Annotated in this window: 15 protein-coding genes; 7 read left to right on the top strand and 8 right to left on the bottom strand. The window is 51.7% G+C overall.

Annotated elements, in window-relative coordinates:
- Window positions 1-116 precede the first annotated feature (116 nt).
- Both SH302x_RS08980 and SH302x_RS08975 read right to left on the bottom strand, forming a co-directional pair.
- A complete protein-coding gene (locus tag SH302x_RS08980) occupies window positions 117-1,409 on the bottom strand; it encodes a DUF1501 domain-containing protein (RefSeq protein WP_479368397.1) in 1,293 nt (430 codons plus the stop codon).
- A gap of 33 nt (window positions 1,410-1,442) precedes the next feature.
- Complete coding sequence (locus SH302x_RS08975; protein ID WP_479368396.1) at window positions 1,443-3,557, bottom strand: hypothetical protein; 2,115 nt, start codon at window positions 3,555-3,557, stop codon at window positions 1,443-1,445.
- Window positions 3,558-4,040: 483 nt separating this feature from the next.
- On the opposite strand from SH302x_RS08975, the gene SH302x_RS08970 reads away from it, so the two are divergent.
- The 4 genes from SH302x_RS08970 to SH302x_RS08955 all read left to right on the top strand — a co-directional run bounded on the left by SH302x_RS08970 (window position 4,041) and on the right by SH302x_RS08955 (window position 10,469).
- Window positions 4,041-4,604, top strand: coding sequence for an RNA polymerase sigma factor (locus SH302x_RS08970; RefSeq protein ID WP_479368395.1), 564 nt, complete (start codon window positions 4,041-4,043; stop codon window positions 4,602-4,604).
- 561 nt (window positions 4,605-5,165) lie between these two features.
- A complete protein-coding gene (locus tag SH302x_RS08965; RefSeq protein WP_479368394.1) occupies window positions 5,166-6,737 on the top strand; it encodes a hypothetical protein in 1,572 nt (523 codons plus the stop codon).
- Between the two features lie 189 nt (window positions 6,738-6,926).
- The gene (locus SH302x_RS08960; protein ID WP_479368393.1) at window positions 6,927-8,429 is read left to right on the top strand and encodes a carbohydrate-binding domain-containing protein; all 1,503 of its coding nucleotides are present in this window, start codon (window positions 6,927-6,929) and stop codon (window positions 8,427-8,429) included.
- Between the two features lie 24 nt (window positions 8,430-8,453).
- A complete protein-coding gene (locus tag SH302x_RS08955; RefSeq protein ID WP_479369252.1) occupies window positions 8,454-10,469 on the top strand; it encodes a PQQ-dependent sugar dehydrogenase in 2,016 nt (671 codons plus the stop codon).
- A gap of 39 nt (window positions 10,470-10,508) precedes the next feature.
- On the opposite strand, the gene SH302x_RS08950 is transcribed toward SH302x_RS08955, so the two are convergent.
- Window positions 10,509-11,783: a DUF2141 domain-containing protein gene (locus SH302x_RS08950; RefSeq protein ID WP_479368392.1), complete on the bottom strand. Its 1,275-nt coding sequence runs from the start codon at window positions 11,781-11,783 to the stop codon at window positions 10,509-10,511.
- A gap of 413 nt (window positions 11,784-12,196) precedes the next feature.
- Here SH302x_RS08950 and SH302x_RS08945 point away from each other — a divergent pair, with 413 nt between their 5' ends.
- The 3 genes from SH302x_RS08945 to SH302x_RS08935 all read left to right on the top strand — a co-directional run bounded on the left by SH302x_RS08945 (window position 12,197) and on the right by SH302x_RS08935 (window position 16,705).
- Window positions 12,197-13,831, top strand: coding sequence for a solute:sodium symporter family transporter (locus SH302x_RS08945; RefSeq protein ID WP_479368391.1), 1,635 nt, complete (start codon window positions 12,197-12,199; stop codon window positions 13,829-13,831).
- A 643-nt stretch (window positions 13,832-14,474) separates the two neighbouring features.
- Entirely contained in the window at window positions 14,475-15,281 is an 807-nt protein-coding gene (locus tag SH302x_RS08940) for a transporter (protein WP_479368390.1), read from the top strand.
- A gap of 62 nt (window positions 15,282-15,343) precedes the next feature.
- Window positions 15,344-16,705, top strand: coding sequence for a DcaP family trimeric outer membrane transporter (locus SH302x_RS08935; protein ID WP_479368389.1), 1,362 nt, complete (start codon window positions 15,344-15,346; stop codon window positions 16,703-16,705).
- Here SH302x_RS08935 and SH302x_RS08930 read toward each other — a convergent pair.
- The 5 genes from SH302x_RS08930 to SH302x_RS08910 all read right to left on the bottom strand — a co-directional run bounded on the left by SH302x_RS08930 (window position 16,674) and on the right by SH302x_RS08910 (window position 25,056).
- The gene (locus tag SH302x_RS08930; protein WP_479368388.1) at window positions 16,674-18,455 is read right to left on the bottom strand and encodes an esterase/lipase family protein; all 1,782 of its coding nucleotides are present in this window, start codon (window positions 18,453-18,455) and stop codon (window positions 16,674-16,676) included. The genes SH302x_RS08935 and SH302x_RS08930 overlap by 32 nt on opposite strands.
- Before the next feature lie 259 nt (window positions 18,456-18,714).
- Window positions 18,715-20,226, bottom strand: coding sequence for a DUF1254 domain-containing protein (locus SH302x_RS08925; protein ID WP_479368387.1), 1,512 nt, complete (start codon window positions 20,224-20,226; stop codon window positions 18,715-18,717).
- A 32-nt stretch (window positions 20,227-20,258) separates the two neighbouring features.
- A complete protein-coding gene (locus SH302x_RS08920; RefSeq protein ID WP_479368386.1) occupies window positions 20,259-22,619 on the bottom strand; it encodes an arylsulfatase in 2,361 nt (786 codons plus the stop codon).
- A gap of 91 nt (window positions 22,620-22,710) precedes the next feature.
- Entirely contained in the window at window positions 22,711-24,117 is a 1,407-nt protein-coding gene (locus SH302x_RS08915) for a hypothetical protein (RefSeq protein WP_479368385.1), read from the bottom strand.
- A 42-nt stretch (window positions 24,118-24,159) separates the two neighbouring features.
- A complete protein-coding gene (locus tag SH302x_RS08910; protein ID WP_479368384.1) occupies window positions 24,160-25,056 on the bottom strand; it encodes a YybH family protein in 897 nt (298 codons plus the stop codon).
- Window positions 25,057-25,290: the final 234 nt, after the last annotated feature.

The raw sequence follows: 25,290 nt of genomic DNA, 5'->3' as shown, positions 1-25,290 counted from the left end.
GTTTGATATCAGCTTGTAGCTAGGGCTTCGACGGGAAGTGCTCGTTAGTATGCGGCTTGATGGGATATTTCGCCTGAAGGCGGGACTACGAACGAGCGGCCCCGTCGAAAGCGGGACTAACCCCACAAGCCTGCCAGTGGGCGTTTGTCGGGTAGCTCTAATGGGAACTGCTGACATAATGGATGGTCGGTGATACCGGCTAAATCACGCAAGCTTTGATGGATATGCTCTGGGCGAACGCGAATGCCTTGCTCTTTGTCTAGCTTCAACGTCTGCGGATCGATTGGGATTGCAAACTGCCCTTGGTCGGTCGCGCCGATGACACGATCGCCGCGAATACCATGGCCTAAGAACATCGCTGAACCAATCGACCAATGGTCTTTGCCGTTGCCAGAGTTGTATTTTGGGGTTCGTCCCATTTCGCTCTGCACGACGACAACCAAACGATCTCGAATGTGCAACTCTTCTGCTCGGTGCATCAAATAAGCGACGCCGGCTAACAATTCAGGGATCAACTTCATCTGGTCCGTGTCATTGTTGGAGTGGCTGTCAAACTGACCAATATTGAGATTGGCTGAAACGCAAACGCCCGCCTTGAAGGAGACCAGTGCGATTTCTGCTTGTTGGGCCAAACGCTGCTTGGGCAACTCTTTTGGAATATGCGCCGTGATCCGCGTCAATGCCTTTGAGTTCACTTGCGCGGCATACAACATGCTCTCGCTGCGGCGAATTCGCGGCAAACGAGGCTGTGCATCACGTGCAGCATGATGTTCATCTAAAGCGTGCTCGATACGCTGCAATGCAAAATCGTCATGGTATGGTGATGTGGCATTACCGTTTATTGCGTCTGCATTGGCAATCCGTTGCAACGACGGCAGGTAGGGGACACGCGACATAGGAACCACGTTGCCAGTGACCGAATAGTTGCCAAATGTCAAAAACGCCAATGGGCAGTTCGGCCCTCGACACGCAGCGACCAATGCCGCGAACGTTGGATACGCCAAACTGTCTAGTTTGCCGGTAGCCATGTATCGTGAAGCGGGCGCATGATTGTCCACCGAATAATCCAGTCCGTTGACGGTGAGTATGTGCTCGCCAAACTCCGCAAAGAAATCTTCGTTCGCCATGCCGCCTTCGGCATGTTTTTTGATTGGAGCGAAATGGTGTTGGCCATGCGTTTGGATCTCCCCTTGTTCATACAGACGGTTGATGCCATCGATGCCTTTGGGGTCCATCAAATACGTAGTGTCCCATCCACCCGAGGCGTTGATGACGACATAGAATGGGCCATCGTAAGGCTCATCTGCCTGTTCATCGCGTGCTAAAGCTTGCTGGTCCGGCAATGGAACGGCGAGCCCCAAACCAGCCAGCGAGCATAGCTGTAGAATTTTTCTTCGATCGTATTTCATGCTTGAGCTTTCTGCTGGTCGTCAATCAGCCATTTATTCGTAAAGGAACTCGGGGCGGCGAAGCAGGTACGTAACCACAGCTCGCCAAGCGCGAATCGTATAGTGCGGATCGTTCTCGACAGCTCCTCCCTGACGACAAGACCACTTCTCGCGTTGATCAAGTTCGGTTTGCAATTTCGAATCGGCTACGATCTCCATGAACAAGTTGGCCGTCCGCTGTACATCGGCAGAATCGGAAGGTAGTTTGCGGCCAAGAATTCTTCGATGCAAGTGCGCAGCCGCCTCGGCGATTGCTTGATTGGCCTGCGAAGTGCCCGGCACCACATCGGGATCGATGTTGGGAAACAGGATTCGCTGCTGGCGAGGTCGCGCGAAATCGCGGGGCACATGCTGGCAAGCGACATCGTTGGACATGATCCTTTGGATTGCACCCATCGCTCCGCTAGGATCGGCTGCTCGTTCGGTGACTTCCTTTAGATCGATGCCGCCATACAGCATGCCCAAGTCGTCATCCAATCGATTCCATCGCTCGGAGAATACTGCTGCAATCTTGCGTTCCAACTGCTCCGGGGACAGCATGCGGGCGATCCCTAGATCATCGAGTTCTGCTAACCGACATCGATCTTGCTCTTGGCTAGTAGGTCCGTCAACGCGATAAAAATCCGACATAATCCAGGCTCGAAAAACGTCCTTTAAATTGTAGCCTCCTGACACAAAATCGGCTGCAATCGACTCGATTTGTTGACGCTGCATGGTGAAAGCTTTCAGCTTGCTGCGGTACAAAGGATCGTCGAAATCCTCTGGCGGTAACAAGACGTGTCGGCCGGTCAGGATATAGTAAACATGCTGAACCATAGTCATGGCAAACCGTGGGTCGCTGGCCGTACGTTCTCCCAGCCATTGCAGCGCTCGCCATCGCTCGGATTCCGGTAACGCTTCGCCTTCGAAACCAGGCGAGAACATGTCTGCGAACCATCCCTCTTTGCGTTTGCCATATAGAGCCAAGTTGGTTTCAAACCGCCAGTAGTCTTGGAATAATCCTGCCACGGGATCCAGCGAGCGATGGCATACGACGCAGTCGGCCGCTTGCATAGTTGGGATTTCATATTCCGCATTGACGGCGGCAGCATCCGAAACGCGAGCAGCCAGTGCGAGTACGTCGATGCCCAAAAAGTGCTGATAGTACATGCGAGAACGAAGTCGATTGCGATTTGTCTCTGTCGTAGGGTACCGCGCCAAATACAGAAAGTTGCTCAGCAGACCTGCATGAGGAAAAAAGCCAGTGGCAGAGTCCTGATCTTCTGACTTATTGCGTCCCTTCAGCGCCTTCAGCTTGACGGGCACGTACTCAAAAGGATTCTCAGAGTCCTGGAACCGCGACTGAATCTCTTCAAAGATCCCATAACCCCGTGCGGTAAATGGCGAGACCATTATATAATCTGCCGTAACAATTTCGGTAAAAGGTCGTTCCTGTTGAACGATATACTCAATTAGTTTCAGTGGTTCATCCAAGAGTGCTTTGCGATAGTCATTGGCCAATTTGTAGCCAGCGCGTTCGCGTTCCTTCTTGTCCTCGATATGGCTCAGATCGTACTTTTGATACCAAAGCCGAGACTTCTCGAAGTGTTCATACGACAAAGCGGTCACTTCCGCGTTGTCGTCGACGGCTGTCAATAGAAAGATATCGTTGAATCCCTCTCGCAAGCGATCGTAGAAGGCTTGTTCGGTCATGACCGCATCCAGAACCTGTGACAGCGCTGGAACGCCGTCGCGGGAGACACTCGCGTATTCCAGTTCAGTTGGTAGTCGTCCGGCTAAAGACAGCGTGGCGCGCCGCAGCAACTGATCATGGTCTAACATCACCAAGTTATCGAAGAACGATGTCGCTTCCGCAAATGGCGATCGTGACGAAAATAGTTCAATCGGCTCGGAAACATTCTCAACCAACTGGCTCAATCGTCGGTATTCAAGAGAGTCGATCTGCAGCACCTCTCCGCCGCCGTGGTCCAAGTCGCCGATCGCTTTTCTAAGCAATCGTGATTTGCCATCTTCATGCTCTTGCGCCATGGACGTAAATGCATTGAAGTTGCGACGCATGGCTTCGAGTCGATCCTGCGTGGCAAAGCCAGCTCGATCCGGTTCTGACAAGATAAACCGGCTATCTTCTGCGTCCCCTCCCTGGCGATGGCAATTCAGGCACTTGGTGACGGCGACTGTTCGCCAGACAGCGAATTCAAAGTCAAGGTTGGTGTCTACAGCGCATGGTCTTTCAGGTGTCAACACTGGCGGCTGTGCGAAGGTCACGGAAGTAACGACGCTTACCCAACATACAGCCAAGAATAATTTGGACAATTCAACCAACACAGCGTCCTCGAAAGCTCTTGCGTCGCCGGCGACCTAAACTTGGATTACTTTCCACTTCAGTCTATCATAGTGGAAGGAGGTTCGCGGCGCAACCCTTTGACGAAGCAAAACAGCCCCTGCGCAAACGAGATTTGGCGGTTTCTGTTCTTTGGTAGATACTTTGGCTTTCTCCAAGGGCTCGCGATATTTCTTTCGTCGCAACGACATGTGCCAGTCCTATTGGACCAACGCAGAGATGATTCAAAAATTTTCCTGTCAGCTTTTGGAATGAAACTCGTCGACCGGTGTTATTCTGGTTACAGGAGCGATACCATTGACGAGCGTTTGATTACAGAACTGATACAAACACATGCAGCCAAGCTGGTTCTGTACGCGCGGCAATGGTGTAAAGATCCGGACGACGCGGTGCAGGAGGCCTTCATCGACTTATCGCGGATGAAGGAACCCGCACTAGATCCAATACCTTGGTTGTACAAAACCACCCGGTACAAAGCGTTAAACCAGATGCGGTCGGAAACGCGGCGGGGTCGGCACCATTATAGAGCTGGCGAAGTTCAGGTGAACTGGTTTGTGCAAACTCAGGAACACGCGTTACAGGTTAAAGAGTTGGAACTCGCGCTCGAATCACTGTCCCCATTATCACGAGAGATCGTCGTCGCCCGGGTTTGGGGCGAACTGTCTTTTGCACAGATCGGAGAACTCGTCAACATGCCTACGACGACCGCTTTTCGGGTTTATCGCGAAGCACTTCAAGAGTTGCAGCACATCTTATCAGGTCGTACCAAAGCACCGGAGATCATAAAAGAGTCAGGAGCAAACAATGACCAATGATAATAACGCGTCAAACAACGACATGCATGCCCTGCAAGGCGAAACGCTTTTGAGGTTTGAACGATCGCTCGGTGCGATTCGCCCTCGACCTGCGACGTTTACGAAATCGTGCATTTCAGTTAGGTGCAAGAGTGCGGGCTTTTTTTCGCGGATATCAATGACACGGTTCTCATTCACTATGTCCTGCGGCGCAAGTGCTTTCGTTGGGTTGCTTCTGGGCTACTTTGCTTTTCGCTCTCAACCCGAGGAGGCGGTTCATGCAAGTTCGCCTGGCAGTCAATCGCTTTTGATGCCGACACAATCGGCCGATGCCCCACTAAGGATTATCGAGCCACTTTCACGAGATGAGAGAACAACAGATAACAAAAGGCCTCTGACCGCAGGATACCTGATCGCAAATCGGAACCTGGAAGCTTTTATGCAAGACGTAACCGAGATGGTTCCAGGTACGGCGATGACTCCAACAGCATCATCCGTTGAGCTAGATATCGAAAACCGTCTACATTTGATTCAGCAAGAAAGTAGAAACAGCCACTTTAGACTTCGCAACGAGGTGCAGTTATGATAACCACTTTAACAAATAGGGTCGCTATCGGACTCATTTTCTCGCTAACCGGGTTCACAACTTTTGCTGACGAGCACGCTACTACTGGGGCATACGCTACAGCAAATGGCACATCTAATTCAAAGATCAAGAAAGATGGCGATTGGGACATTGAAGTAATTGGCGAAGGGAAGCGGACTTTAGCACAGGTGATACAGGTGCTTCCTCAACCAGAGCCGAACCCCGCATTGAAGTATCGCTTCATTGACGATCCGATGGAGCTTAAGGATCGAAACGCTGCGATCTATTATTTGCGAGCGTTCGGATTTCTTGATGAAGGACCGCGACGAGAGGCAATGAATGAAGTTTGGAGAAACGCCAATAAAGTAGCCCAGGAGCGACGACTGCCGCTTGACGCGGTTCCTCCGTATTCTTGGCAACAAATGCTTCCAAGCGAATTGCCTATCGACGAAGTGAAAAAGTACCTGGCACTTACCGCCTTCCAACGTCGTGATCTTGAGGAAGCTCAAAAATGCAAATCAATGAGCTTTGATCGTCACCTAGAAGACGTCGATTCTCCGGCGCTGCTTACGCTATCGGAGGTGAGTCAGTTTCGGGAGGCCTCACGCAATCAGGTTATTCGATGTCGATTAGCGATAGCTGAAAATCGCATTGACGATGCAATAAGTATTCTGAAACAACAATTCGCGATGGCGAGTCACTGCGGTCAAGACAATTTCCTGGTTACAAATTTGACAGGGCTAGCCATTGCGCAGATGGCTACAGATGATTGCGTCCGACTATTGGAACACAAGAATTGTCCTAATCTTTATTGGGCACTTGCATTACTCCCTAAACCGTTGGTGACGTTCGAAAACTCACTTGGTTTGGAACGCAGTTTTTTGTTCGAGGAAATCAAGCTCTTGAAAGAGATAGATTCACGTCCACGCGATGACGCGTTCTGGGATTCGGTGGTCGATCAGCTTGCAAGCTCATTTGTGGAAATCCAACTAGACGGTTGGGATTCGCTTGAGGTCTCTTCAGCCAAGAAAGAACTGATGGCAATCATAGAAAGTTCGCAATCCAAAGCGCGCGAGTACCTCAAAAACGTACATGGGTGGGATGAGAAGCAACTCGTGAGTTTTTCACCCATTCATATGGCCATGTTAGCCCTGACAACTTACTATCGGCAGCGAGCGGATGATGTTACTAAATGGTCTTCGATCCCCTATTGGCAGTTGCAAAAGAATGAAGCTTTCCGCCAGTCGATTGCGCGAGAATCCAAAGATGAGACACTAGGCCAACTAACCGATGTAGTTCGTAAGTTTCTTGCTACTTCAAGAATTTATGCGACGCAGGCTAACGTCCAACGTAAGGTCGCTCTATTGCAAACGATCGAAGCCGTGCGCATGTACGCCGCTGCTCATGGTGGCGAATTGCCCGCTTCGTTAGACGACACGCCAATGCCAGTAGCAATCGATCCGATTACAGGGCAGAATTTTGAGTATCGCCGCGTAGGTTCGAAGTTTGAGGTACATGCTCCGCCGTTAGACATAGTCGGTTTTCGGATTACGGTGGAAATGAGATGATGTCGGCTCAATTATCCGCTTGCTTTGCTACGGGGAATTGTGGCTTGAGTGGGCTGGTCCTGGCTGGTTTCTCGCGATTAACGGGTTGAATCGGTCGGCTAACTAAATATTGTGTAGGTAAAGCGTTTCTGCGGAAGCGCTTGTTCAGCACCCTGCATGATGCCTCTCGAAGGCCTATTACTACCCAAGATGAAGTTCTTCAAACCGCTCCCAAAACCACAGGTCGCTTCCGAGTTATTTTTGCAATGCGAAAGCCTTGAACCTCGGATCATGCTCTCGTCGGTCGAACTGCTTGCGGCCGGCGATCAAGGCGGCGAGTTGATGCAGCTACAGATCGACGGAGTTGCTGTCCAAACATGGGCACTCAATGCCGGTGCAAATCAAAACACGTTTCAACGATTTGTCTATGAGACGCCAGAGAATCTGTCAGTGGATCGTATTCGCGTCGCTTTTATCAACGATCGATATGATCCAGCCAATGGAATCGATTCCAATCTTCGGCTTGATGCAATGATCTTGGATGGGATTCGTTATGAGACCGAAGCGCCAAGCGTCTTTTCGACAGGGACTTGGCGGGCCGATGATGGCGTGGTTCCCGGATTCCGACAATCGGAGTACCTGCATACCAACGGATACTTCCAGTTCGCAGCCGATGGCGGCGGCTCGCAAATCGTGGTCCGCGCTGCAGGTCAAACTGGCCAGGAACAAATGCGATTGCTGATTGACAATCAAATCGTGGCGACGTGGAATAATGTGAGTGGCAATCCCGGCCAACAACAGTTCCAAGCATTTAGCTATGTGGCAAGTGAGACGGTTTCCGCTGACCGGATTCGGGTCGAGTTTACCAACGATCTATTTAACCCAACGAACAATATAGATCGAAACCTTTTCGTTCAAGGAATAACCATCGACGGGACGGAGTATCGCACCAGTTCGCCAACGGTGCTTAGCACTGGAACATGGAGAAGTGAGACTGGTAGTGTACAGCCTGGGTTCTTCGGTGCTCAAGCATTGCACGTCAACGGCTACTTTGCGTTTAGTTCGGGGACTTCAAATCAAGGCAGTCAGATTCTCGTGATCGCAAGCGGCTCGGAAGGCGGCGAACGCATGAACCTGCGGATCAATGGCCAAGTTGTAAGATCATGGTTGGTTGATCAAGGTGCGAACAACGGGAATTTTAAGGTATTTGGTTATCGCGCAAATGGTTCAGTAAACGCTGACCAAATCCAAGTGGAATTTTCAGGCGATCGCTATATTCCAGGCGTCTTTGATGCCAACTTGCGCGTCGACCGGATTCTGGTGGATGGAATCGAGTATCAAACAGAGTCTCCCAGTGTTTTTTCCAATGGCAGTTGGACTGGCAATGGAGTTTTCCCTGGGTTTCCACAAAGTGAGTTCTTGAATTCTGACGGCTTTTTTCAGTACACAACGGGAGGCTCCAGTCCGGGAGCGATCTCGCTGGCGAACAATCGATATGCGGTGAATGAAAACGCTGGCTTCATCAATATCGACGTACGGAGGCAGAACGGTTCGAACGGGACATTGGTAGTGGACTATGCGACGGTCCCTGGAACAGCAACTCCAGGACAGGACTATCTCAGCACTAGCGGGACTCTCGTATTTTTGCCCGGGCAAGTTCTGGCCGTAGTTGCCGTTCCGATCTTGAATGACTCGTTGTATGAAGGCAACTAAACCTTCAGCTTTACCGTGGACAATATGCGCGGCAATGGGACTCTTGCAGCTCCGCGAACAGCGACCATCCTCATTAACGACGACGATGCGACCATTCCGAACTTCTCCAGTTTTACTGCAACGCAAGCTCTGATTTTCAATGGCGACGCTGGACTCGACAACGGCACGCTGCGGCTAACGCGAGCGGCGAATAACTTGAGAGGCAGTGCATATTTCGCGACGCCGATGCCAATCAATGCGACGACATCGTTTCAGACTAGCTTTGGGTTTCGATTGGATGGTGGACAAGGAACCGCAGGTGCTGATGGGTTCAGCTTCATTATCCAGAATTCTGCAGCGGGCGCAGCCGCTATCAGTTCAAGCAATGGTGGCTCGTTAGGCTATCAAGGCATCGATCGCAGTGTTGTCATCGAGTTTGATACGTTCCAAAATCCTGGCGAAGTTTCGGGGAACCATGTTTCGGTAACGATCAATGGTTCAACGACCGCGCTGATCACCAGGAACTCAAGCATCGATTTCAACAGCGGCGCGAATCTCCGCGCATGGATCGACTATAACGGAGATGCCCAGTCTCTGGCGGTCTATGTTTCTAATGGTGCGACAAAGCCAGATACCGCATTGCTGGTAACCAGTGTTAATTTGGAATCCATCGTTGGTAACCAAGGCTACCTCGGATTCACGGCGGCTACGGGAGGCGCATCAAACAATCATCGGATTCTTGATTGGAACTTTTCGTTCACCCCTCCCACGGTGGTGCCTCCAAACCCAGGCACTCAATTGGTAAATCAAGTTGTTTCATCCGGATACATCCAACCGACCTCGATCGATTTTTCGCCGGATGGCCGCAACATGTATGTTGCAGAGCAGTCCGGTCGCGTCTTTGTTGTCCGGGATGGACAACGATTGACGACGCCGTTCATTGATATTCGAGATCAAGTCAACGGCACTCGTGATCGAGGCTTGCTGGATATCGCGATACATCCAGATTTCGTGAACAACCCGTATGTCTATTTGTTGTTTACATACGATCCGCCGGAAGTGTACCAGAACGCGTCGCACCCGTTGGCTGGCCCCGATCGCAATGGGAACCGAGCTGGCCGCTTGATCCGAGTTACTGCAGATGCGGCGACCAATTACACGACTGCGGTCGCTGGCAGTGAAGTTGTGTTACTAGGTCGCAACAGTGTTTGGAGCAACTTTAATGCGTTTGTGAACAGCACTAGCGATTTCAATGAGCCACCTGCAGGTATCTTGCCTGATGGCACGAACATTCAAGACTTTATCGCAACCGATAGTGAGTCGCATACCGTAGGCGCCGTCGAGTTCGGGCCTGACGGCGCGTTATATGTCTCCATCGGTGACGGCACTTCGTACAATCGCGTTGATCCGCGTACGGTGCGAGTACAAGATATCGATAACTTGTCTGGAAAGATTCTGCGTATTGATCCGCTGACGGGCAAAGGATTGGCAGATAACCCCTTTTTCAATGGTGACGCTGATGCCAATCGTTCGAAGGTCTATCAGCTTGGGCTGCGAAATCCGTTCCGATTATCGTTCGATTCGGTAACAGGACAGATATATGTTGGCGATGTTGGCTGGACGCGCTGGGAAGAGATCAACGCGGCTGGACCTGGAGCGAATTTTGGTTGGCCTTACTTTGAAGGCGGCAATGGCACATCCTTGCGAACTGGAGGTTATCAGGACTTAGCTGAAGCCCAAGCTTTCTACGGCAGTGGCCAAACCGTGGTAGCGCCTCTGCTGGGGTTAAGCCATGCGGCGACCGGCATCAACGCGATCGTGATGGGTCCCGTCTATCGCGGCGATGCTTATCCAGACCAGTATCAAGGCAGTCTGTTCTTTAACGATCTGGGGCAGGGCATCGTCAGCAACGTGCGGCTGAACTCCGATGGAACCGTTGCCAGCGTTAGTACGTTTGCCACTGGCGCACGTATCGTGGTTCAGATAGTGCAAGGCATCGATGGGAACCTATACTACGTTGATTTAGATGATGGTGTGATTGGACGATGGTTGTTCGTGTAATCATTGCATCTCTGCAGCTCCATAAGCTTTTTGGAAGCGTTATTTCAGCGAGAACTCGACCATCGGGTGCTCAGCATCGAATTTAAATTCCGCATCTTGGTAGCTCGGCGCGCCCAACTGGCCACGAGCATCACGCGAGAAGCCATATGGCTCGCTGGGTAAGCCTAAAAAACTGGACGTCAGTTTCTTGTTTCCGTCGATGTCGTGGAACGCGGCAATCACGTAATCCCCCTGTGGTAGATCCGTAAAAGAATACTCGACTATCCCGCTCGGACCGACTTGGATCTCTTGTTTACGAAAGGCCTCACCTTGTTTTGCTTCCTCTTTGCGAGCGTCAAACTTGCGAAACTGCCCTTCCGACGCGAAAACCGCGACACGCACGGTGCCTCGGTTAGGGGTTGCCACTTTCATACGGACTGTCAGAACAAGAGGCTTGGAAGACATCGGCGTGGCCGCAGAAGTTTCGGACTCCGCCGCTTGCTCAGCGGCCTTATTAACATCGGTTTGTACCGTACTATTTTGCGTCTGGCGTGAATCGTGTTCTGCGGTCGCTGATAAAGCAGCACTGCGGTCATCGCTGTTGTCGTCTTCCGATGCAGGAGCGACTGCGAGCGAAGCCGATACTTCAGGACGCATCGCAATAGCGATGATGCAACGTTCCATGGCCGCCGTCAACTGTTGAACTTGAGCGGATGCTTCTTTGCAAGTGAAGTAGAGAATCAGTTCGTTGATCGCCTTGATACGACGCTTCATCAATCGCACATCGAGCGTATGCGTGATTGCTATTGAAGACTGATCGTCGTCTCGTGGCACAATTACGTATCGGTAGTGATCCTTCAGCAGCATATCGGCGGGCAGGACTAGTTCGACATTGATCGTTGTCTTTTGGTCATTGGCCTCAATAGTAGTGCGATAGAACATGCGTCCGAATTCTAGTGAGCAGCCGGTGCTGTCAATGACGGCGCGGACTGCGTCAACATCGCTGGTCGAGATACTCGACTCGCCAAACTCTTCGCTTTGCGATGCATCATCGGTGGTGCTAACAGGTGCAGCGTCGAGCGATTCGGCTGGAGAATCTTCTTTGCGAGGAGTATACGACAGCAGCTCGACGTGCTGTGACCGGAACATCTCACGCGATGTGGATTCGCCTTCCATGCGTGTTAAAAGTTTGTCATACTTGATTGGCAAAACGAACTCGCGATGAGCCGATACGCGGACAGAGTTTTGTCCGCAAGCGTTGGTTGGCGAACCTATCACCAACATAGTAAGACTGAGTACGAAAACTTGCATGATGCGTGTGGCAAACTGGTTCATAATTCGAGACCGAATGAGGGACAAAACATCGAAGGATTCCTTTAGACTAGATGCCAAAGTTGAAACGACAATTGGCAAGTAAGCGTGGGAAAGAGCGATTCTAAAAAATAGAAACCAGGGACAGTCTATGCGAAAAAATCTTGAGTCAAATGGCCTTTTCGAGGCCCGCCAAACGGAATAATTAGGATTCTCATCATGGGATAAAAGTCGGATCGTACGTTTTGGCAATAGGTCTCAGGGGCAGGACGAGCAATCTCATTGTGTTCGCATCAGAACCATGTACGATGGCAATTGCTGCAAGCTGTGGAAGAGCAAATTTTAGGGCAGGCAACTAGGACTGGCAGGCAAGAAGCAGGCGAGCGGCATGGGCGACAACATGGTAGGCATGCAGGCAACCTGCAGTAGGGCGGTTCATGATGAGTATTGCGATTACAATTGTTTCGTTTCTTTTTTTCACTGGTCTAGTTGCGTTTTTGACGTGGCGAATCACGCGGAACGATGACCATGGCAGCAGTAGCGGATACTTTTTGGCGGGCCGATCGCTCACGTTCCCGCTCATCGCTGGTTCGCTGCTCTTGACGAACTTATCCACCGAACAAATGGTAGGGCTCAATGGTGCAGCCTTCACCGATGGGCTGTGTGTGATGGTTTGGGAAGTCGTATGCGTCGTGGCATTGGTCTTTATGGCTTGGTTCTTTTTGCCAAAGTTTCTCCGCAGCGGCGTATCCACAGTCCCAGAGTATTTGCAGATTCGATTTGACCAGCAAACACAACTGATCACCAACATCATCTTCTTAGTGGCGTACGTTGGAATCTTGCTGCCAATCATTCTGTATACGGGTGCGACAGGCATGATTGGGATACTCGATGTGCCAACGATGCTTGGCGGCGTTTCGTATTCGACAGCGTTGTGGATGATTGTGTGGTTAGTTGGAATCATCGGTTCGATCTATGCGTTGTTTGGTGGTCTGCGAACCGTCGCGGTGTCCGATACGCTTAACGGAGTTGGGCTATTTATCGGTGGTTTCATGATTCTGTTTTTTGCACTCGCACAGTTAGGTGGTGACGGCGGGATTGCCGAAGGCGGCAAGACGCTTTGGGAACAACAGAAAGATCGCTTTAACTCGGTGGGCGGAGCGAAGACATCGGTGCCTTTTGGGACCATCTTTTCAGGTATCTTCTTACTAAATCTTTTCTATTGGACGACCAACCAGCAGATCATCCAACGCACTTTTGGTGCTAGCAGTTTGGCCGAGGGGCAGAAAGGCGTATTGTTGACAGGAGCATTGAAGCTGCTCGGGCCGCTTTACTTAGTCATACCCGGCATGATTGCTTTTTCGATGTTTGCCGATCAGGGGTTAGATAAGGACAAGGCGTATGGCATGCTGGTCAATCGAGTGCTGCCGGCTCCGTTAACCGGATTTTTCGCAGCAGCTATGATTGGTGCGATATTGTCAAGTTTCAATTCCGCGTTGAATAGTTCCTGCACGTTGTTCAGCGTTGGGCTTTACAAAGGTTTGTTTAAAAAGGACGCGACCGAATTGCAGGTGGTGCGTAGCGGAAAAGTATTTGGTTGGATTGTGGCTATCAGTGCCATGGTAATTGCACCGCTGCTGGACCATCCTGCCATCAAAGATCGTGGGATCTTTGATTATTTGCAGAAGATGAATGGCATTTACTTCATACCCATTTTTGCAGTGGTCCTGATTGGAATGTTGACCAAGCGGGTTCCGCCATTGGCGGCGAAGCTTGGCCTGATTACTGGTTTTTCAGTGATTGCAGTTGGTTATTTCGTACCGCCTTTTGACAAGATCGTAGCGTCACTGCACGAGTTCCATTTCCTTGGCCTTGTGTTCGCGTGGCTGATGATCCTGATGCTCGTGGTTGGGGAATTGCGCCCACGGGAAACGGAGTTTGAACAAAAGGATGTTGGCGCTGTCGACATGACGCCTTGGAAGTACGCCAAAGCGGTAGGGCTATTGCTGATAGCGGCTGTCTTTACCATCTACATAACATTTGCTGACTTCTCGGTGCTGACTCCGAAATAGCCAGCCCAGCGGCAAGAGTCGAGTGTCGCTCGGTTGGCCAGTAACGCTAACTGGCATTTTGCTTGCAATTCGAATCGCGATGATTGGCAGCTAAAAGCAATCAAGAACTGAGCGATTTTTGCGTTGTATTTTGTAAAGTCGGAGGACCACTTGTAAAAATCTGATGCGTTTTGTCGTAACTGTCGAAAAAACGCAGTACCAGTATCTGGCGCAGGCTTGATACCAACTTATTTTGGAGCAACCGAGATAGTTCGATGATGCCATTTCGCAACGCCGACTTGATCAATTCGTTCCTTTTTCAGTTTGCGAAATGTGGGCAGAACCGACCGACATTCTAACTCAGAACAGCGACGTACCAACCATTGGGCCTCGTCGGCGCATTAAGCCTTTTTTTGCGAAGTCCACGGCCCATAGAAACTGGTGTGCCGCATCCTGGTGCGAACATCAGTCGGCTGAAGCACTTAAGCTTGGAGAAACGAGCTTAAGATCCAATGCTGATCCATCATGGCTTGAATCCCATTATGTTAGACTCGATCTACCTAACGAAAAAGCATGAGATGAGATTCAGCAAAGGGCAGCATACTGTTGCGTCAAGGAATACCGGCCCTGAGTTCCGTCGGTTACATATTGAGGTTTGAGGATTATGTCCAAATGGTCTTTTGGCTGTACCGCTTTGAGCGTCATAATAGGCGTCGTGCTGATCGGTTCCCAAACCAATGCTCAAGAAAGTGCGTCGGAGACGGAGGCGGAAAATATCGAGACCGATCGAGACTCGTTCACTCGATCACCGCGTATCGTCGAACTTGGAAGATGGGTGGTCGAGGGCTCGTACTCATTTCTTGATCAAGACGCTGGACACGAAGGGCATCTCTTCCCTGACTTACTTGTGCGGCACGGTTTTTCCGAATGGCTTGAGCTGCGTTTGGGTTGGACTTACGAAATGAATAAGTTCCTCCATCTGGCCCGAGATCGAGACGTTCGGGTCGAAGAAGGACTCATCAACTATGGTGCGAAGTTTGCGTTATCTTCGGGAAACGGTTGGGTTCCCGCAAGCGCGTTGATCGCAACGGGTTATACACCGACCAGCGGAGAGTCGAATGACACCGATTTTTCTTTGGAATATGCGGGCGGCTGGAAGTTGGAGAACCGGTGGGAGCTTGATACCGGCTTGCGGTGGTTCATGCTAGCCGAAGAGGAAGATCACTTCACAGAGTGGGCACCGTCCGTAGTGTTGAAAGCCCCATTGCTTAGCGATCGAGCGAACGTCCACATCGAATACTTTAGTTTGTTGAGTAGAGGTCGCGAAGAGGATTATCGCCAGCACTACATTGGTCCCGGAACCCACTATTTATTGACGCCCAACATGGAGATTGGAACTCGCGTGTTCTGGGGCTTGAATGAGGATTCTGCAAATTTTGTGTGTAACGTTGGTACTGGGTTACGATTCTAATGCAAAGCTTGCATGTAACTCGGTGGATACAAAGTGGGTGTACTTGGCTCGCGTTCTATCTTGTGTCTGGTTCCATTCCTGCGGCCGAAGTTGACCCCCGCTTGTCGATACCTGCAGCAGCAGTTCAGTTCCAAAACCCACCACTCCCAAGTGCTTCCGGCACGATTGTCCAGACGCATGTGGAGCCATGGATGGTTGATTCCGATCAACGCTCTATGCCCATTTCGGAAATACCCTCGGATGGTTTTCCTGCGAGTGCTTTTAGCTTTTCAGATGTGACTGGAATACCGTCTAACCCAAATTACTTTGCGGAATCGGACCGAGCGCGGCATGGTCAATTAAACTTCAATGATTTCCCCAGCGACTTCCGCGAGGGGTTGCTCTTTCAAAACGGAGCTTGGGGAGCAAAGGTCGGTGGCTACGTGAAGACGGACCTGATTCGCGATTTCCGTGCGATCGATTCGACCGACTTCTTTGACCCTATCACCATTCCAATTGGCGACGCGCAGAGAACTAACTCACGTTTTCATGCCAGGCAAACGCGACTGAGTCTTGATATACAGAGGCAAGCGATTGAGGGCGATTTGCCAATGCGAATCTTCATTGAAGGAGACTTTTTTGGTGACGGAAACACAATGCGGCTCCGCCACGCTTATGGCGAGTATCGAAACTTTATCCTTGGGCAAACTTGGTCGACCCTTGCGCATCGTGCGGCATTACCTAACACGCTTGATTTGACCGGCGATGTTGCCAGCGTCAGCCTCCGCAAAGCTCAAGTTCGCTGGAGCCAAACGCTTTGGGACGAACGTTGGAGCTTCGCGACGGCGATTGAAGACTCGCCGGTGAACGTTGAATCTCAGTTGTTAGACTTCGGGCAGCCACGCAGAGTTTTACCCGATGCGATCGCTCGAATTCGTTTCACAGAGGAGATCTTGCAATTGCAACTTGCGTCGGTCCTTCGTCGTGTCGGGTATCAGCCTACGGACGGTGAGATACTAGAGTTTACAGGACTGGGATTGAATGCCACCGGCTTCGTTGATCTCAACAAACAAAATCGTTTGTACGGTGGAATTTTGTGGGGGTCGGGCATTGGCAGTTATCGCGAATTGCCTGATTTGGCTCCCGTCGCAACCGATCGCGGGACCGCGTTGGAAGCGGTTGCTTGGTACACCGGCTTGCACCACTCATGGTCAAAACGCTGGTTCACCAATGTGACGTACAGTCAAGAGGATGTCGACAACACGGACTTGCAGCCAGCCAGCAGTGTCAAGCGCATTCAATACTTGGCGGTCAATCTCATTCACCAACCAACAGAGCATGTTTTCTACGGCATCGAAGGACTTTGGGGCTCGCGAGCCAACCGAGATGGTGCCGAGCAAGACGCTAGTCGGATCATGGCCAGTTTTGGATTTCTGCTTCCGTAAGATGTAGGTGCAGCAACCGTACAACCTCGGCGATGGTTCCGTCGTGTTTAAGAATCTTAGTATGGCAAGCGTCCACTTTCAGCTCGCTTTCTGCACAGAAATGGCTAGCGCTGGCGACGGGAACAACTCCATCGTTCCAACCCAGGGTCAATGGCCCTTCACCGGTCCCAACAATTGAGTGCTGCCTCACTTCAAAAGGCACAGGCAATGTATAGATCGCTTGCAAGGTGCGATCGCTGGGTTCTAACAAGTCGATACTAGTTGGGATGCGTTTGCGGAAAGTACCCGTAAATGCGTTAGGGTTATCACGCACTAACCGATCATGCAGCGCTTGATACTGTTCATCGGGTTGGACCAACGAAGAAAACACCCTGCCGATGCCCCGCGAGGCAAATGATGAACCTTGGTGCGGTGTCGCAATGTAGATGACGCGTTTGACATAGGGTTGGGGCGCAAAGAAGAGTCTTTGCTCCAGTTCCTGTTTGGCCTGGGCCGATGCTCGTATGTGCGATAGCGGTACATTCGAAATTGAACTCCAAACTCGATCCTGACTATCCGCAACTTGCAATTTGGCTAACAATCCTCCCATGCTATGCCCGATCATCACCATCTCACGCAATGCTGGGTCGTTTCCATGCGGATCCAAGTATGCAATTGCTTCGCGGCACTGATTGCGTAACCTCATCGCCGATGTGACGAATGGGCTACCAGTTGCGTATCCAAACCCCCAAACTTGATAGTGTTCGTTAAACCAAGGCAGTGTCCTCAAATAGTTCAACATATCCAACCAAGTCGTTGGTTCCGACATCAGTCCATGCACGAAGATGACTGGAATCTTCCCTGGCTGATAGGGTTCCCCCCATCGCAGGCCGTCATTCTGGTTGCCAGAACCGGGCAGCATAAAGCCGGTCAGTGGGTTGGTGGGGCGATTCCGCAGTTGGTATTCCAGTGGAGCACTCAGATCCCTAGCGATCGGTATCTGGCTGGCTTGCATGGAAATCGAGCCGACTTTCAACGGATTAACCAGCTCGATCGTAAATCTTTCGCAGTCTTCCACTAACTCTTCCAAGGGAATGTCTGAACTTGTGGTTACATCTGAGTGCAAGAGCAAGGTGGCGGCTACAGGCACGTGCTCCGGGAAGTATCTCTCGAGCGGATCGTCATCCTGCGTGACAGGTTTATTACGCAGTGCAACGATGGGCACCCCCAAACCGTCTTGAGCGAAATAACGTTTCAGTTCTCGATGTTTGGATATCACGGGGAAGTGGAAGCCGCTTAACTGATCGATAGGCCAATCCAAGCTGGAACTGCGGATGGGTATAAAAACAGGCCCGCGTGGTTCAATCACCTCTAGCTGGCCGCAGTCGTTGATGCGATGGAAGCGAACGGCGTCGGCGATCAAGTATCGCAGGCTCGTTTGATAAGTATTCCAAGAAGGATGCTGTGGGCTGACCAGTTTCGCCTTTTGTGTCATCGACCGCCAGCTCAGAGACGCGGCTTGATAGAAGTAGTCCACGCTTCTCGCGTCATCGGACTCACTAAGAGAGTGAGCAAGCTCCAAAAAACATTCCGCTCGCTCGTTTAGAGTTCCCTCGACGGGCCAAGGGACTTGATCGGGAACGGGCTGGTGATGAAACAGACTTCGCTTGACGGCTGATTGCATGTGCAACTGACAACCGGTCGAACTCAAGATAGCAGCCAAGCACAGAACGCTTAGCACCCGGCTACCGCACCGCCGAAGGATGTTCATGCTGGCACTAAGGTCAGTTCAAGGAAAGGAGCTGCTTACGCGTGCGGCCTTGCGAATGATTCCATCCCCTCCTGAGTCAGAATACTTCCTGAAGGCTTCGACACTATCACCCACTGCTCGCGAATAATTTACCAAACGGACTGGTTAGTTGGATTAACCAGCATGTAGCACGAATGATCGCCTTAACGGTTCGACCAAAATTCATGACAATTCTGAGTGAGACTCGGCTAGCGAAACCTGCTTTACACGTTTGGAATTCTCAAGGTTGCAGCTCAAGCTCGCCCAGTCGCCAGCTCTTGTCGAACCAGGGCTCAAGTGGACCATATAGACGGAAGATCGCGTTCCATCCTTTGCCTGGCAGGGTACGGATGAAATTCTTGGCTTCCTGGGGCGGTTGCGGTGCGAAATAGACATCCACGGAACCGTCCTGATTGATATGAAAGTCTTTGTCTTTACTGGTGACCGATGGCCACGTTTGATCGGTTTGCAGAAACGATCGCGTTTGATTGTCGTAAGCGATCACGGACCAAAAATTGTTAACTGGCACATTCGCCGGGATATGCAACTTGTAGGACTTGCTGCCATCAAGCGGTTGCCCTTGGGCATCCACAAAGGCGAGCGCGTACTGCGAACCTGAGCCGACCATCTTGGCTTCCATTGCGGGAGTGACTCCCGTCGCATAGAAGTAATACTGTGAAGCCGAATCAAGCAGCTTGATACCGTCTTGCTCGAAACTGTAGCCACCAAGAAATGCCGTTCGCCACGCGCTTCCCTCGTAGTAGTAAGCTTCCTTGTCACGCATCCGATACGTGAGAGCCCGCGCTGTGGCATCACCCACCAACGCGGCTTCGGTTAGGATCTTCTTCATTCTTTCGTCAGGTTCGAAAGGCTTGCCGTGCCTAATTCCGATTGACGCAAAGAACCCAAGCATCACTGAATCTCCGGTGTATGGCGGTTCGGATTGTACAACGCTGTCGAGCAATTCCCAGAACTGATAGTCGCCCGGTCCGACCGTTACAAATGGTTCCGGCGAGATGTTCACAAACGTCATCGGCGGCGGGTTGTCCGCTTGCGAAAGTGGGTAGACCTTGGTTCGTTCTTTGGTCATTTCGACGGCCGGCTTCAAGCTGCCAGTTGGATCAGCGAACGTCCGCCATGCCAAAAACATTTCATAGGCCTGAGCTCGTGCGACATGATATCCATCCGGTACATCGCCATCGTACTTCGGGGGAAGAATCAGATACTTCCCTCCTTGTCCTTTATCGGGACCGGTCACACCGACATCGACGACCCAGCGATACCAATGGTCGTTCATCGCGTCTAGCACTCCAGGGGGTACTTCGGCTACCAAAGGTCCGTCATGCAGATCGATCCACATCCAGCAGTACGGTGTGCTGGTATTAAACGTCAGCCCGACGGTGCGCGGATACACCAAATCTTCCCAAATCGGCATGGTCTTATTGGCTGGTCCCCAGCGCAACAAAGCCTTGCGCATGGCGGCCTGGTTCACTGCTGGAATAGCTAACAGATAAGCCTGCACAGCGCGCTGAAAATCAAGGTTGTCAAACAGTATTTCGGCCGTCTTGTCATTTGGGAAGCCATCAAAAAACTCCAACTTCCCCAGCCTAGTGTCGACTTTGTCCGGCATCACGATCCCCGGAGGAATCGGAGTGGGAGCCTGAGTCGCAACCGCGTCTTGCGCGGCAACTTGGACGGAGACCATGCTGATTGCAATAGCGATCAACAAAGCCAGACGAATGACGTATTTCATAAGTCGTCTCATCGGTCGTGTTTGTGCGACAATCACTTTACCTCAACCGTTAAGTTCGGAATCCGACCCGTGAATTTCGACTTTCGCTCCGAACCGATGGCTTCGACGACAGGGGTTGCTAAATCAATGCCGACATCGGCGGTTTCATCAGCAGAGAAGATCATCGGTTGCGTTCGAGGGATCGTCCCTTCACCGACCTTTTGGTCATTGATAAACAATGTACCCTTGCCGCCTTTTGCCAAACCACCACCGTCATAAGCAAACTCAAAACGGATCGTCGATTTGCCCGGCGGAAGTTTCTCTGAAGCAGTGATTGCAGTCTGTTGCAAGCCGAGGAAGTTGTAATGGTAGGTGGGCGTGCCTTCCTTGACGTGAAGCGACCAACCGCCAAAGCGGCCCCCTTGAACGATCAGGCTACCATGAGCGACGGTTCCTTCTGGAACTTCAACTTCAGCCGTAATTGTCTTGGATCTATTCTTAACATTCAAGAAAACGTTCTCTGTCATCCCCGTCATCCCCTCCGCAAGCGTTAATGACGTGCGTCCAGCCATCAAATCGGGGCGACCAACGAGCGCTGCGTTCACTCGCTCGACAGAGCGATCGTCAATGGGAAGGACAAAGTTCTTCTCAGCTTCTTCGAGAAACAGCTTCTGAAGTTCCTTAAGTTTTTCGGGATGCTCAGCGGCAAGGTTGTTAACCAAGCTGAAATCCTTTGTGGTATCGAAGAGTTCCCAGGCGGAATCATCGTCAAGAGCGCGACGCGCTTTGGGCTCCCAAGGTGCTCGATGAATGGTACGAGCGAACCAGCCATCCTGATACATGGCACGATTGCCGAACATTTCGAAATACTGTGTGGTGTGCCGTTCTTTCGCTTTGGCGTCATTAAACAAATAGACCATACTGATACCATCCATCGGACGCTGCGTCACACCGTTGACGACTTTGGGTTCAGGAAGACCAGCAGCCTCTAAAATCGTCGGTGCGATATCGATAACGTGATGAAACTGATTTCTCAGTTCTCCCTTGGCCTTGATTCCTTTAGGCCAATGGATGGCCGTTCCGACCTTGGTTCCACCGTGATCTGACGCAACTTGCTTGGTCCACGTGAAGGGGGTGTCGAACATGACAGCCCAACCAGCGGCCATGTGAGGATACGTTTCCGGTCCACCCCACTTTTCGATGTACTTGAGCATATCGGGGACCTGTTCTTGCACGCCATTGAAGTAGGTCATCTCGCTGAACATCCCATTGCGTCCTCCTTCGGCACTGGTGCCGTTGTCTCCATAGATGAAGATGACCAGGGTATTGTCAAGCTGTCCGGTTTGGTCGATCGCATCGATGACGCGACCAATCTCGAAATCCGTCATTTCGACAAATGCGGCGAACACCTCGGCTTGACGACTAAAGAGACGCTTCTCGTCGGCATTCAACGAATCCCAGTCGGGGATGGCTTCGGGTTTCGGCGCTAGTTTGGTCCCCTTGGGAACCATACCAAGTTCGATCTGACGAGCCAGGATTTGTTCGCGCATCGTATCCCAACCGCCGTCAAACTTTCCTTTCCATCGCGCGATCCAATCGGTTGGCACATGGTGTGGGGCGTGGGTCGCACCTGGCGCGTAGTAGGCAAAAAAAGGTTTGTCCGGTGTTAACGCTTTTTGATACTTGATCCATGCGACCGTTTGATCAGTCATGTCGGTCAAAAAGTGGTAGTTCGGATCCTCGGGCAATTCGACTTGATGCGATCCATCGTAAATGAACGGTGCCCATTGGTTGGTTTCACCGCCCAGAAAACCATAAAACTTTTCAAAGCCCTGATGGGTTGGCCAGCGGTCAAAGGGCCCTGCGGCGCTGGCCTCCCAAGCAGCAAGCTCGTGCCATTTTCCAAATGCTCCTGTGTTATAACCGTTTAGGCGAAGCATTTCTGCCAGCGGCGCCACATCCTGCGGAATCTGCCCTGTGTTACCAGGGAACGCAGTGCCGGTCTCAATGATCGCTCCCATGTTATTGACATGGTGATTGCGGCCACTTTTTAGAGCCGTGCGGGTTGGGGAACAAACGGCCGTCGTATGGAAGTTATTGAACTTCAAGCCTGCACGTGCGATGCGGTCGAAGGTGGGTGTTGTTACGGGACCACCAAACGTTGATGTACCGGCAAATCCAAGATCGTCGACCAAGACGAGTAGCACGTTGGGTGCTCCCGGCGGTGCCTTAACGTCAAATCGCGGCGGTGGTGTTGCGTTGCGAACATCGAGTACGTTCGTTGGTTGCCTCAATGGTTCAGTAACCGGTAATACAGTACGATCCGGCGAGCGGTTCGTCTGTTGTGCCGGTGATTTCGAAACGAAGCAGGCGATCGCGATACTGCATAGGGCTAAAATTCTCATGAGTTTCATAACGATTTTCCTTGATGGACGGGGGGCGATCTGCCAACCGATCGGGGATAGTCCCCGACGGTTGAAGCGTTGGCGTTCTAATATGAGTTCTTTACTGCTGAGCCGCTGGTTCTTCCAAACGAACCATCAACCATTGTTGAGTCTGGCCATCGTCAAAATGGATTAGCGAGGGGGCCGTATCCTGAGTCAAGTTAGAAATACCGGTCTCCATAATCGGTCGGCTCTGACCGGCCACAGTCCAAGCACATCGTTGAGATGCCTTGTCAGCCATGCCTTCGATATCTTGCGTCTTTCCGGTGGCCGTGTTGTTGAGTGTACCACGAATGACGCCTTCCTTGCTGATCGCAAGCTGCAGAAACAACGATGGCGCGGGACCGGATGCCTGACCGTCTTGTGACAAAGCAAATACACCTAATGGAAGCCAATCCGCATCCGAAGCGGCAACCTCTGGTGCGCTGGCAACGATCGTTTCAGCTTGCTGCGTATACTCTTCGGCTGAGGCAACCGGTTGATCACCTTGAAACACCGTGTCTCCTTCGTAGTAGACCGAATCTCCATAGTTATAAGAAACTGGTTCTGTCACGCCGTAGCCAACCCAGCCGGTAACAGCGCCCCATGTAGCCCAGCGGTATGGCCGAGTGATCCGCATCGCGGCCCAGCCAGGGTAATCGGACCAGAAATCAAGTCGCGGATGGTTGTCCTGGACTTGGTTCCGAACTTCATCGCGTCGTTGAAAACGATTGTCTTGCAACTGCTGTCGGTTTTCGACTCGTCCAGCTTGGTTGTTCGCTCGGTTATCGGACCGAGTGGCTTGATTACCAGCGCGGTTATCGGCACGAGCAGTCTGGTTGCCAGGGCGATTCTCCATTCGGTTCCCAGCAGCAGGAAGCTGACCTGCGGCAGGACGACCCGCAGCGCCCCCGCCTTGTAAGAAGGCTGCGGCCGCGCCACCTCCAGCAGCACCCAAGTTCGATCCGCCCGGACGCCCTGCACCAATCGCGCCGGTCGACGGACCAATATTCAAAAAGCCTTGCAGATCGCCAGCCGATGGCCGGCCGCCCGCACCCGCACCAACTCCTGGTCGCGCCCCGGCACCTGGCGAACCAGTACCAGATCCTGCACCTGGACGAGCACCTGCTCCCGGTGCGCCAATTCCGGGCCGTGCACCTGCACCAGTACCAACGCCTGGTCGAGCACCAGCTCCTGGAGAACCGATGCCTCCTCCTGGACGCGCTCCGGCGCTTGGCGTGCCGCCGCCAAAGCCTGGGCTAGGGCGACTCATCGATGGCGCTGATGGTCGACTCATCGAAGGCGAGCGACTCATGGCAGGACTTGGACGGCTAGCCATACCACCGCCGGAGAATCCGCCTCCGCCGGCACGTGCCATTCCTCCACCTCCGCCTCCGCCACCACGACCTCCGCCACGAGCCCATAACTGGCCAGCGGATAGCGAGCTCAGTATCATCACGACGACCACGTATTGCACTAACTTCTTCATAGCATAAATCCTTATTTGATTCTCTTAGCAGGTTGATACATCTTAATTCTTAGTAATTTGGACTTCTGCTATGTTGGGGAGCAGTTCGCCGTCCACCGTACGATTGACCGATTGAAGAGTACAGGTGTTGTCATCAATGTAAGTGATGATGTTGACCGCAGAAGATTTGCGTCCGTCTGGCAGAACGCCTGTTTGCTGAACGTGCCAAGTGTTGCCCTTCTTGCTCCAAGTGGCTTGGCCGAATCCACCATCGGAATCAAAGACCCACGAACGAATCGACTTTTCGGATGGATCCCAGCCGATGATTTGCATTCCAGCCATATCGATTTGGTCGCCAACTTGAACCGTGAAGGATCGAGTCAAAAAGTTATTGTTCTTGGTCCAACTACATTCCGTGGTGACCGTTGCTTGTTCGTCCTGGTCGACCCAACTGCCAACCATCCATTCGAGATCCTTCAAGTGCTCGTAATGCGAAATGACATCCGTTACCACTTCTTCGGTAACACGGTCCAACAACCACTTACCGTCACGCTTCATGTAAACTGCTGAGTATTGTGATGCTTCGGGCTCTTGGTCCGGACGAATCACTTGGGCTGTCCCTTGTTCAATCGCTACGTTTGGCGATACGAAACCGATGGAGGTCGTTGTTGCCTCCAGCTTGGCTCCTTTTGCCTCGGCAAAGATCGCCGCGAATTGCTTTTCGATTGCATCGCGGCCAACGACTTCTTCGCCGCTAATCGGATTGATGTAAACCGCATCCGGAGCCCACATAGCAGCTAAAGCCTTTGCGTCCGCTTTGTTGAAGGCAGCAACATATGCTTCAACTGCCTTGCGAACCGCCGCCTCCTCAACCGCTTGCCGATCGCCCTCCGCCGCGAGCACCAAACCCAGGCTGCAGGCCATGATGGAGATACTTAATATGAACTTCTGGATAGACACGATGAGTGTTCCTGTTGTGAGTAAAGAATGTAAAGCTCGGATTGATCCAAAATTGAACTCGATCGCGAAAGCCATCTACCAGAACGAACTGGCAGTGCTGTCGCTGACTAGACTTTTACCAGCATCCTATTTTCAATGCTGGTGAAAGTTTTCGTCTATCGAAATTCCGCAATTGTTAACAAAAGGAAGTGTAATATCTTATTGGCTTTTGCTACCTCGTGCTTGGTAACGGCT

This window comes from Njordella calcicola (assembly GCF_056494125.1).
Note: the sequence above shows the minus strand (reverse complement) of the source record. Positions and strands in the feature narration are given on the sequence as shown.

Excerpts from the sequence above, each read along its gene's own strand:
- SH302x_RS08980 (WP_479368397.1), bottom strand. The coding sequence starts at position 1,409 with ATGAAATACGATCGAAGAAAAATTCTACAGCTATGCTCGCTGGCTGGT.
- SH302x_RS08970 (WP_479368395.1), top strand. The coding sequence starts at position 4,041 with ATGAAACTCGTCGACCGGTGTTATTCTGGTTACAGGAGCGATACCATT.
- SH302x_RS08965 (WP_479368394.1), top strand. The coding sequence starts at position 5,166 with ATGATAACCACTTTAACAAATAGGGTCGCTATCGGACTCATTTTCTCG.
- SH302x_RS08960 (WP_479368393.1), top strand. The coding sequence starts at position 6,927 with ATGAAGTTCTTCAAACCGCTCCCAAAACCACAGGTCGCTTCCGAGTTA.
- SH302x_RS08955 (WP_479369252.1), top strand. The coding sequence starts at position 8,454 with ATGCGCGGCAATGGGACTCTTGCAGCTCCGCGAACAGCGACCATCCTC.
- SH302x_RS08950 (WP_479368392.1), bottom strand. The coding sequence starts at position 11,783 with ATGAACCAGTTTGCCACACGCATCATGCAAGTTTTCGTACTCAGTCTT.
- SH302x_RS08945 (WP_479368391.1), top strand. The coding sequence starts at position 12,197 with ATGATGAGTATTGCGATTACAATTGTTTCGTTTCTTTTTTTCACTGGT.
- SH302x_RS08940 (WP_479368390.1), top strand. The coding sequence starts at position 14,475 with ATGTCCAAATGGTCTTTTGGCTGTACCGCTTTGAGCGTCATAATAGGC.
- SH302x_RS08930 (WP_479368388.1), bottom strand. The coding sequence starts at position 18,455 with ATGAACATCCTTCGGCGGTGCGGTAGCCGGGTGCTAAGCGTTCTGTGC.
- SH302x_RS08925 (WP_479368387.1), bottom strand. The coding sequence starts at position 20,226 with ATGAAATACGTCATTCGTCTGGCTTTGTTGATCGCTATTGCAATCAGC.
- SH302x_RS08920 (WP_479368386.1), bottom strand. The coding sequence starts at position 22,619 with ATGAAACTCATGAGAATTTTAGCCCTATGCAGTATCGCGATCGCCTGC.
- SH302x_RS08915 (WP_479368385.1), bottom strand. The coding sequence starts at position 24,117 with ATGAAGAAGTTAGTGCAATACGTGGTCGTCGTGATGATACTGAGCTCG.